At 66.7% G+C, this 10,757-nt stretch carries 6 protein-coding genes; 3 read left to right on the forward strand and 3 right to left on the reverse strand.

Features of this window, described 5'->3' with window-relative positions; all coding sequences use genetic code 11:
* Nucleotides 1-4: 4 nt before the first annotated feature.
* Nucleotides 5-700: a maleylpyruvate isomerase family mycothiol-dependent enzyme gene (locus R2733_23995; protein MEZ5379584.1), complete on the reverse strand. Its 696-nt coding sequence runs from the start codon at nucleotides 698-700 to the stop codon at nucleotides 5-7.
* Nucleotides 701-997: 297 nt separating this feature from the next.
* Between R2733_23995 and R2733_24000 the strand changes: the two genes are divergently transcribed.
* A complete protein-coding gene (locus R2733_24000; protein MEZ5379585.1) occupies nucleotides 998-2,653 on the forward strand; it encodes a DUF4214 domain-containing protein in 1,656 nt (551 codons plus the stop codon).
* A 67-nt stretch (nucleotides 2,654-2,720) separates the two neighbouring features.
* Here the strand turns inward: R2733_24000 and R2733_24005 are convergent, their stop codons facing one another.
* Nucleotides 2,721-7,547 (reverse strand): hypothetical protein, encoded by a 4,827-nt coding sequence (locus R2733_24005; GenBank protein MEZ5379586.1) that lies wholly within the window; start codon nucleotides 7,545-7,547, stop codon nucleotides 2,721-2,723.
* A gap of 265 nt (nucleotides 7,548-7,812) precedes the next feature.
* On the opposite strand from R2733_24005, the gene R2733_24010 reads away from it, so the two are divergent.
* Nucleotides 7,813-9,096 carry an HNH endonuclease gene (locus tag R2733_24010; protein MEZ5379587.1) on the forward strand — a complete coding sequence of 428 codons (1,284 nt, stop codon included), beginning with the start codon at nucleotides 7,813-7,815 and terminating at the stop codon, nucleotides 9,094-9,096.
* Nucleotides 9,097-9,167: 71 nt separating this feature from the next.
* On the opposite strand, the gene R2733_24015 is transcribed toward R2733_24010, so the two are convergent.
* Complete coding sequence (locus R2733_24015; protein MEZ5379588.1) at nucleotides 9,168-10,022, reverse strand: hypothetical protein; 855 nt, start codon at nucleotides 10,020-10,022, stop codon at nucleotides 9,168-9,170.
* A 141-nt stretch (nucleotides 10,023-10,163) separates the two neighbouring features.
* On the opposite strand from R2733_24015, the gene R2733_24020 reads away from it, so the two are divergent.
* Nucleotides 10,164-10,754, forward strand: coding sequence for an ASCH domain-containing protein (locus R2733_24020; protein MEZ5379589.1), 591 nt, complete (start codon nucleotides 10,164-10,166; stop codon nucleotides 10,752-10,754).
* The last annotated feature ends 3 nt before the right edge of the window (nucleotides 10,755-10,757 follow it).

Here is a 10,757-nt window from a genome sequence, read left to right on the forward strand (position 1 = left end):
GCGCTCACGGCGTGAGCGCAGCAGCGTCGAACGCAGCGAGCAGGCCGCTGTCGCCCGACCGAGCGAGCTGGCCATGAGGCCGGCGCCACAGCATCAACAGCAGGTCTTCACTGCGACCGGAGATCGTGGCGGTGCCGGCACCCGAGGCGCCGAGCTGGAGGGTGATCCCCGCATCGGTGGCCTCGAGCGACACCAACCCGTCGAGTGCTGCGGTGCGCTCGAGTCCGACCTGGCGGTCGAACAGGAAGTTGGCCACCTCGTCGATCCCCATCACTGCCAACTCGGTCGGGATGGGCGACGGCGGACGAACGGCCGACTCCACGTCGAAGCGATGCACCACTGCTTCCAACGCCTGTCGCCGAGTCCAGAAGCCGGCGTTTCCCGGTGGGAGCCCGAAGGTCCAACACCGCGACTCGGGATCGGTGTCTCGGAGCGTTCGCAGCAGGGCGGCGGCGCCGGCCTCGAACCAGGCAACGAGCTCGCCGTCGGGAACGTGATCGATGTCGACCTCCGGCGGATGACCGGTGGTCACGATGCCCGTCGCCCAGCGGTGGACATCGCCCAGGTGTGCGACCACGCCGCTCACCGTCCAACCGCCGCAATGGGCGATCGGTGCGGAGTCGCCGTCGGTTCTGGCGATGGCGGCGATGGTTGCACAATCGGTGGCGATGGAGTCGAGAAGAGCCGTGCGGTCGAGCATCGCCGGATCGTAGTGGCGACTCACTTCGACGCTGCCGGGGTTTCTCGAAGGGAGGCGTCGGTTACTTGGCTTCCTCACGGATCGAATGCTGCGGTCCTTCGGACCACCAGGCGTCGATTAGCGATCGGTGGTTCGACGGGCGGAACTCCACCTTCAGGCCCATCGGCGAGATGATCGTCATCACACTGGCGATGCTGCTGATGTTCGACCGCCTCGCGACCGATGATGACGGGAACCGCCTCGGCACGGGAGGCGGCGGACTCAAGATCGAGACACCGAAACGCCGATAGGGGCCGCATGACCACTCGAGCGAGGTTCCGGCTCCCGACGACGCTGCTGCTTTCCATGCTGTGTCTCACCGCATCGATCGTGGCGGGCGCTGGAACGGGACCGGCGGCCGCGGCACCACGGCCAAACGCTGCTTCCCTCCAGGTCGAACGGCTCTACTGGGCGTACTTCGACCGTGCTCCCGACGCCGCAGGACTCAGCTTCTGGACGGGGCGCCGCCTGGCCGGTGCATCGCTCGACAGCATCGCCGATGCCTTCGGCGAGAGCGAGGAGTTCACGGCGACGTACGGCCCCCTCGACGACGCAGCCTTCGTCGACCTCGTGTACCGCAATGTGCTCGACCGTTCGCCCGACACCGCCGGCGCCGCATTCTGGAGGGGTCAGCTGGCCAGTCGGTCGCGTGGAGCGGTGATGGTCGGCTTCAGCGAGTCGGTGGAGTTCGCCGTACAGCTCGGCCATCTGGATCCCGGCCAGGTCGAGCGCCTCTATCGGGCGTACTTTCTCCGGGCCGGTGACGCCGCTGGCCTCGGCTACTGGAGGGAGCAGCAATTGGGGGGCATGTCACTTGCTGCCATCTCGGAGGTGTTCGCCCGTAGCCCCGAATTCGTGTCCATGTACGGGTCTCTCTCCGACGCCGACTTCGTTGCCCTCGTCTATCGGAACGTGCTGCGACGCGAACCCGACACGGCTGGCCTGACCTTCTGGACCGAGCAGCTCCGGCGTCGAACCATGACCCGGGGTGCGGTGATGGTGGGCTTCAGCGAGAGCCCGGAGTTTTCCGGTCGGCCGGCCGATCCGGTTCATCAGACCATCGGTGGATGCCAGCTCTTCCCCTCGGATTCGTTCTGGTACGCCGACGTGACGTCCCTGCCCGTCCATCCTTCGAGCGACGCCTTCGTCAACAGGATTGGTCGCACAGCGCATGCCCACCCCGACTTCGGCGCCGACTACGACGGAACCGGCGCCTTCGGCATTCCCTACAACGTCGTCGCCGGTTCCGGACTGGCAACACCGGTCACCTTTCTCTACCGCGACGAGAGCGATCCCGGCCCCTACCCCGTTCCTCGGGATGCCGCCATCGAGCGAGGGAGCGACGCCCACCTGCTCGTCGTCGATACCGACACGTGCGTACTGCACGAGCTGTTCGCCGCGCACTGGAACGGATCGACGATCAGCGCCGGCAGCGGTGCCCGTTGGGATCTCGCCTCGAACGCCATGCGTCCCGATGGATGGACCTCGGCCGATGCAGCGGGCCTCCCGATCCTGCCCGGCCTGGTCCGCTACGACGAGGTTGCCTCCGGCACCATCGACCACGCGATCCGGTTCACGGCACCCATCACCGATAACAGCTATGTCTGGCCTGCGTCCCATCAGGCCGGCAGCGACGGCAACTCCAATCCCCCGATGGGCAGCTGGCTGCGCCTCAAGTCCTCGGTCGATCTGGAGTCGTTCACCGGCCAGTCACGGGTGATCGTCGAGGCGCTGCAGCAGCACGGGGCGATTCTGGCCGACAACGGATCGGCCTGGTACTTGAGCGGCGCTCCCGATGATCGGTGGGACAACGACGACCTCGATCAGCTCAAGTCGATCGACGGCTCGATGTTCGAGTTCATCGATGCCTCGTCACTCCAGGTCGGCGCCGACTCGATGGCGGCGAATCAGTAGGCCGAACGCCGTGCGCCGACGACCAACTTCGGTCGTCGGCGCACGGCACATGCCGGTTCCCGCAAACTCAGTTCTGGGCGTCGACCCGCACCGGCGACAGGCGGCGACGGCCGCCGAGCACGACGAGGCCCACGCCGATGAGACCGGCGCCGATGCTGGCCAGCAGTCCGGCGTTGCCACCGGTGAAGGCCAAGACGCCCGTCGGCGCCGTTGCGACAGCGGTCGTGGTGGTCGTCGTGACCGGCGCCGTCTGACCGGCGGTCTGCAGGTTCTCGGTGACCTCCTGCCCCGCCCGCAGGACCACGGCACCCGAGACGACTTCGCCGGTGCTCGTGGTGGCGACCACGGTCGCCGACCCGGGGGTCAGCGCGACCGTCGGCCCCGCCACGATGGCATAGCGACCCGACGCATCGGTCGTGGTGGTGTAGCGGTGACCGTCGATGTCGGTGACCACGATCGTGGCGTTGGCCAACGGCTGCCCGTTGGGCCCCGTGAGCACACCCTTCAGTGCGGTCACGTCGCTGTCCAGGCGGTTCGGGATGCCGTCACCGTCGTCGTCGGCGTTGCCACCGGCTGCGACCTCCTGGGCGTCGGTGAAGCCGTCGCCATCGCTATCGAGATCCCGGTAGTCAGGGATCCCGTCACCGTCGGTGTCGGGAGGATCGATGCCGAGACCAGCAGCTTCCACGATGTCCGGGATGCCGTCGTCATCGGCATCGACGTCGAGGTGGTCTGGGATGCCATCACCGTCGGTGTCGAGCGGGTTCGACGGGTCGCCGCCGACCTCCACCGAGTCGGGGATGCCGTCACCGTCACTGTCGAGGTCCCGGTAGTCGGGAATCCCGTTGCCGTCGCGATCGACGGGGTTCGACGGATCGCTCCCCGCTTCCACCGCATCACTCAGGCCGTCGTTGTCGGAATCGGTCTCCCGGAAATCGGGAATCCCGTCCAGGTCGGTATCGACCGGGTTCGCCGGGTCTGGTCCCGCTTCGAGGGCATCGGTCAGGCCGTCGTTGTCGGAGTCGATCTCCTGGAAATCAGGCGTCCCATCACCATCAGTGTCCACCGGGTTCGCCGGATCACTACCGGCCTCCAACGTGTCCAACAGACCATCGTCGTCGGAGTCGATCTCCTGGAAATCAGGCGTCCCATCACCATCAGTGTCGACCGGGTTCGCCGGATCACTACCGGCCTCCAACGTGTCCAACAGACCATCGTCGTCGGAGTCGATCTCCTGGAAATCAGGCGTCCCATCACCATCGGTATCCACCGGGTTGGCGGGATCCGAACCGGCCTCGAGGGCATCGAGCAACCCGTCATCGTCGGAATCGATCTCCTGGAAATCAGGAGTCCCATCACCATCAGTGTCGACCGGGTTGGCGGGATCCGAACCGGCCTCGAGGGCATCGAGCAACCCGTCATCGTCGGAATCGATCTCCTGGAAATCAGGAGTCCCATCACCGTCGGTATCCACCGGGTTCGCCGGATCGCTACCGGCCTCCAACGTGTCCAACAGACCGTCATCGTCGGAATCGATCTCCTGGAAATCAAGAGTCCCATCACCGTCAGTGTCGACCGGGTTCGCCGGATCGCTGCCAGCCTCCAATGTGTCCAACAGACCGTCATCGTCGGAGTCGATCTCTTGGAAGTCAGGAGTGCCATCACCATCGGTATCCACCGGGTTGGACGGGTCGGCCCCAGCCTCCAACGTGTCCATCAGGCCATCGTCATCGGAGTCGAGGTCGAGGTAGTCCGGCGTGCCGTCATTGTCGGTGTCGACCGGATTGGCGGGATCAGGGCCGATCTCGATCACGTCGGCGACGCCATCGAAATCGGAGTCGGCACCGAGATCACGGCTCAGCGACAAGGTCGCCGAGTCGTTGGCGGGCACATCGTCGGTCACCGTCTGGCCGGTCACCGAGACCGTCGTCGGCGACAACCCGCCGGTCGTGGTCTGCGGAGCGGTCAGCCGCACGGGAACGATCATGTCAACGGTGTTTCCGCTGTCCGTCGAGGGGACAGCGCATCGAGCACCAATCGGATCGATGGCACAACCCGAGGGGTTTGGTGCCGTCGGGTCGAACTCGACATCAGCCGGAAGCTCGACGACCAGGTCGGCGGCACCGCTGCGCGAGGGGCCGTTGTTGGCCACCTGCACGGTGACGTTGTCGCCCGAGGCAACCGTGAGCATCGGCGCCGAGGTCACCGTCACACCGAGATCGGCGACTGGCGCAGCCATGCCGGGGTCGGCGGCTGAGGTGTCGTTCGCTGCCACTGGGTCGGAGGTGGAGGTCGCCACCGAGAGCTGACCGCCCGTCGGGGCGATGGTCACCGCCTGGTCGAGGTGGACAGGAATCGTGACATCGATGGTGCCCGCCACTGCGAGCGCCGAAGGAACGGCGCAGGTCGCCGTGGTCCCGCCATTGGTGACCACGCAGTTGGCGGCGTCCCAGTTGGGGCTCGAGGTGTCGATCGTGACACCGGCCGGAGCGTCATAGCTCACGACGACCGTCGAGGCATCCGACGGGCCGTTGTTCACCACGTGAGCGACGATGTCACCGCTGGTGCCGGGCACGAGGGTGGGCGTCGCCGAGGTCGTGATCGCCAGGTCGGCGACCGGCGCCGTTGCCTGAACGTTGGCCGGTCCCGTGGCGCCGTCGGTGTCGGTGGCGTTCGAGGTCGCAACAAGCGTGCCAGCCAACGTGGTCGGGCCGACGACATCGGAGTCCACCAGGATCGGGATGTCGAACGACGCCGCGCCCGCAGGGGCGACGGTGCCTGCATCGCAGGTCACGGTGCGCCCGGTGACGTCGACCGAGCAGCCGCCCGGCAGCGGAGTGCCGGTGTCGAGCGAGACCCCGGCAGGCAGGTCATAGGTGAGCACGGTGTTGAGCGCCGACGAGCTGCCGGCTTCGTGGGTCACCGAGATCGTGGTGGTTCCGGCCGATCCGGGAACGAGCGACGGCGTCGTCGCCGAAACCTCGAGGTCGGCCATCGCAGCGGTGACGGTCAGGGTGCCGCTCGCCGAGTCGTTGGCTGCAATCGGGTCGGTCGTCGACGCCGACGTGATGGAGGCGGCCAACGTGTTGCTGCCGGGCGTGGTCGCCGGGTCGACGGTGAAGGCGACGTCGAGCGTGGTGGTGTTGCCAGGAGCGACTGGTCCGGTCACCACACAGTCGACGGTCGAGCCGTTGAGCGTGCAGTTCGGCGAGGAACCAGTGGGCTCGAAGCTCGTGCCGGCAGGAAGCGGAAGCGACACGGTGTGTCCCGCGGCATCCGATGGACCGAGGTTGGTGACCACGATCGTCGTCGACCCGGTGTCGCCGGGAGCGACCGAGTCGTCGCCGACGGTGGTGACCTCGAGGTCGGCCTGAGGATCGAGGAACGTGAACGTGCCGGCGACGGTGTCGTTGGCCGGCACGGCGTCGGGGGTGTTGCGGTTGGTGATCGTCGCCGAAGTGGCGATCACGCCCGCGGTCGCCGACGGATCGGTGTCGAGGTCGAACGTGAACGACGGGGTGGCCCCATCGGCGATCGGTCCGGCGAAGGTGCATTCGACGGCACCACCCACCTCGACACAACCCGCAGGACCGCCGCTGGCCAGCGAGGTGCCGGCGGGCAGCGGATAGCGCACGACCAGTTCACCGGCGTCGCCAATACCATTGTTGGTCAAGCCGATCGTGACCGACGTCTGCGTACCGGGAACGGCGGACGGCGAGGTGAGCACGGTGACCGCCACGTCGGCGTTCTCGAGGAAGTCGTCGGTGCCGCCGTCGGCGTTCTGGATGCTGTACGAACGAGTGGCGTTGGTGGTGTCGAAGTTGGAGTCTGCGACCTCGACCGAGTCGGCCCAGCCGTTGACGCCGTAGGGTCCGGGGATGCGACCGGCGGTGTCGGCGATGCCGTGGCCCGCCTCGGACGCGTCGGTCAGCCCGTCGCCATCGCTGTCGAGGTCGAGGTAGTTCGGGGTGCCGTCACCATCGAAGTCGGCCGAACCTTCATACGCGTCCTCGATGCCGTCGTTGTCGGAGTCGAGGTCCTTGTAGTCGGGCTTGCCGTCGGCATCGGAGTCGGCATCGCCCTCGTCGACGTCCAAGATGCCGTCGTTGTCGTCATCGGGGTCATCGATGTCCGGGATCGAGTCGCCGTCGAAGTCGGACACCCCGATGCACGTGATTCCGCTCGTGATGGCCGCAGTGCCGTCACCGTTGTGGATGTATCGGGCCCCGGTGCTGCCCGAGTCGAGACCGTAGGTGATCACGATCTCGGACACGCCGGCCAAGTCGAGCTGGACCTTCGAGGTGTCGCCGCCGGATTCGTCGGCGCCGCCCACGACGGTGGCCGGGTCGCCCGATGCGTTCACCGAGAGGTTGGTGGTCGACGCGGTCGATGCTGCGGTCAGCCCGGTCGCTCCGATCGACAGCGACTCGCGGCTCGGTCCGTCGATGTCGCGGATGAGCCAGCTCGACAGCACGGGAACCGGCTGTGCCGGATTCCCGTCGGCGTAGAACGACCACGTGATCGTGGCCGACGCCGTGGTCCCTGTGCGGTTGATCAGGAAGGAGGCCTCGCCGTCGCCGCCGTTGGCGCCACCTCCGGTACCGCCAGCGGTGTCCTCGAAGTTGATGGTGCCCCCGCTGAGCGCAGTGACGGTTGCCGTGGCGTCGACCACTTGGCCGTCAACGGTGGCGACGTTCTCGTAGGTGACGACCGCTCCCTGCGCGACCGTGCCGCCGTTCGTGGGGTTGGGGAAGGCCATGGCTTCCACACCATTCACACCGACCACGCCGCAACCGGTGGGCGGTGCCGCAGCGACGCCGGGAGGCGCCGCCGTGGCCAGGGCCGTCGTCGCGAGGGAACCCGCGGCGAGGAAGCGAACGAATCGGTTGGTCATGTGTCTGTCACCCTTGCAATGTGTCGTGATCAACGTGAGGTATTCGCATGTGCAGGTCGGCTGCAGGTGCGATGCAATGAACCCGTCAGGTCGGAATGAGACCTTCGGACCATCCGTGCGAGGGGCGGCGACCAGCAGCGATTCCCATCGGTGAGGCGTCTGGCCCAGTCATGGGACCGTTCGGCCCACCGCCACGCATTCAGTGTCACACCCTCGAACTATTGTTCGTGATATGACCTGCAGCGACCTGACACCATCTGCCGAGGTGGCTGAAGCCGTCGCCGCGGCCGATCGGGCACTCGATGCCCTCCTCCATCTCGATCTCACCCTCGTCGATGCAGCCGCCGGCGTCGCACTGGTCCAACGCATCGAACACCTCGGCACCCGCATCGACGCCCTCCAGACCAGCGTCGCCGGCACCATCACCAACGCCGGTCTCCACACCATCGACGCCCACACCCCCACCACCTACATCGCCCATCACGCCCGAACCTCGCGCCGCGAAGCCCACCAGCGCGTTGCCACTGTCCGGGCGCTGCAACATCTCCCGTCGGTCGCCACTGCGTATCGCTCCGCGCACATCGGCACCGACGCCGTCCGCCGCATCACCCGCGCCTACAGCAACCCTCGAGTCCGGGCCGCGCTCATCGACGCCGAGGCCGACATTGTCGACCACGCCCGCACCCTGCCCTACCCCGACTTCGACGCCTTCCTCACCCAATGGACCAAGCTCGTCGACGAGGACGGCACCTGTCATCACAACCAACGCCGCCACCACCAGCGCAACGTCTCGCTGCACCAGGACTTCGATGACTCCTGGACCCTGAAGGGCAGCTTCGCTGCGCTCCAAGGCGCCGAGATCGACACGATCCTCCGCCACTACCTCGATCTCGAGTTCGCCATCGACTGGGACCAGGCAACCGCAGAACACGGCGACGCCACCACGACTGCCCACCTGGCTCGCACCGAGCACCAGCGCCGAGCCGACGCCTTCCACAAGATGTGCCTCGCCGCCAACGTCTCCGGGTCGGGCAAGCCTGCCGTCGTGACCGGCATCGTGATCGACCAGGCCACCTTTGCCCGCTGGATCCGCAAACTCAACGGCGCCGACCCTGGCCCCGACGATCCGTGGCGGCCCGGCTACCGGTGCAACACCACCGACGGCATCCGCCTCGAACCCGGCGAAGCCGTCGCCGCCGCCCTCCTCGGCGACATCCGCCGCATCATCACCGATGCCAAGGGCGTGGTGATCGACCTCGGCCGCCGCAGCCGCCTCTTCACCGGCGGCGCCCGTATCGCCGCCCAGATCCCGCACACCCACTGCATCTGGCCCGGCTGCCACGTCCCCACCAGCCGCTGCCATATCGACCACGCCACCCCCTGGGCTCCGATCCCCGGCGTCGACCCCGGCGGCGGCACCACCAGTCCTGACAACGCCGCACCGCTGTGCGCCAAACACAACCGGCACAAGCAACACGGCTATCGCACCAAACGCGGCCCCGACGGCAACTGGACCATCACCCGGCCCGACGGCACCACCCTTCGCTAGCCGGTCCACCTACCGAGCCCACCGAAGCAGGCCGCAGAGCGGCTCCCTCGACGCGCCGCGACAATCCCCAGTCAGAAACGCGTCACATCGGGCAGAATGCCGAGCTCGTCGATGGTGGCGTTCATCTCATCGACCGTCAGCGGACGGTCGGATTCGACGGCGGCGGTGATGATGGCTTCGGTGAGGTTCGTGCCGAACGATCGCCCGTCGAACCGTGGGGTCGTGGTGATGAGCAGATCTACACCCGTTCCGGCGAGCCACTCCACGTTCGCTTCGGTCGTCGTGTTGGTCAGCACCGTCTTGCCTCCGAGGTCGTCGGGGGCGTGCTTCGCGATGTACAAGAAGTCGCCGCAGATGAGATCCGACGAGGCGAACAACTCGGGGAACTTCGGTTGGCGCACCGTTTGGCTGTCACCAGAGGGATACAGCCACTTGAGCGGCAACAACCCGGCAACGGGCACGAGTGTCTTGGCGACACGCTTCACGCCGGCAAGAGAGCGAATGGGAAGCGGGATGCCGAAGCTGAACATGAGATCGCCGTAGATCGAACGTTCGGCAACCTCATCGACGGCGAGGGCCATCCCCCACCGATCAAGCGCAACGTTGAGGAATGCCTGTTCGAAGCGTGGGACTGCAGAAAGCGTTCGGTCGACCTTGGCCGCCAGTTCGAAGACACGTCGTTCGAGCGTGAGTTTGAGGCCCGATCCGTCGACGACCGGCGTCGCCTCGACCCCGGCAATCAGCTTTTTGCTCGAACGGAATGGCAACATCTCACCGTCGACATGGAAGGCAATCTCGGTCCCGCCAACGGCGAGCACATCGACGGTGCCTTCGAGTTCCTTCATGAGCCGGTGAAAGGCCTTTGTGTTCCCGTCGACGCCGCGGCGCTCGGCTCGGATCTCGACGCCTCCGAGCTCGAGTGACACGGCTTTGTCTCGCGTCGCGCTGCCCAGAGACACTGACACCACGTGCTTGCCCATTCCGTCTCCTTCGTTCGGTGCGACGCTCGGTCGTTGTGACGGTAGTTCGTGCGCATGCGAGCCTCCGGAGGATGAGAGAATGCGCAGATGTTGATCGCCAAGCGCTATTGGGAGCCGATCCAGCGGGGTGAGGTCGTGCTCACGTTTCGACGGTGGAAGCGCTCGCAGGTGAAGGCCGGCAACATCTACCGAACGGGCGCCGGGCGGCTGTTGGTCGAGGCACTCGATCTCGTCGACCCAGCACAGATCAGCGATGCCGATGCCGTCAGCGCCGGCTCTGTCGATGCCGACGCCCTGCGACGTGACCTGCGCGGTGACGCGGCACTGCCGGTCTATCGGATCGCCTTCCGCCATCTCGACGAACCGGACCCTCGCACCGAGCTTGCCAACGACGCCGAGCTCGGTCCCGACGATCTTGCCGCACTCGCGAAACGTCTCGAGCGGCTCGACCGAGCCGACCATGGACCGTGGACGACGGCGTACCTCGAGGTGATCGAGGCCCATCCCGAGCGCCGGGCCCCCGAGCTCGCCGAGATGTTCGGACGGGAGACCCAGCCGTTCAAGCTCGACGTCCGCAAGCTTAAGAACCTCGGTCTCACCCTCAGCTTCCGGGTCGGCTATCGGCTCTCACCCCGAGGTCAGGCCTACCTCGACCATCTTCGATCCTCGACATCGTGAGTC

The sequence above is a fragment of the Acidimicrobiales bacterium genome, from assembly GCA_041394265.1.
Lineage (GTDB): Bacteria > Actinomycetota > Acidimicrobiia > Acidimicrobiales > SZUA-35 > JBBQUN01.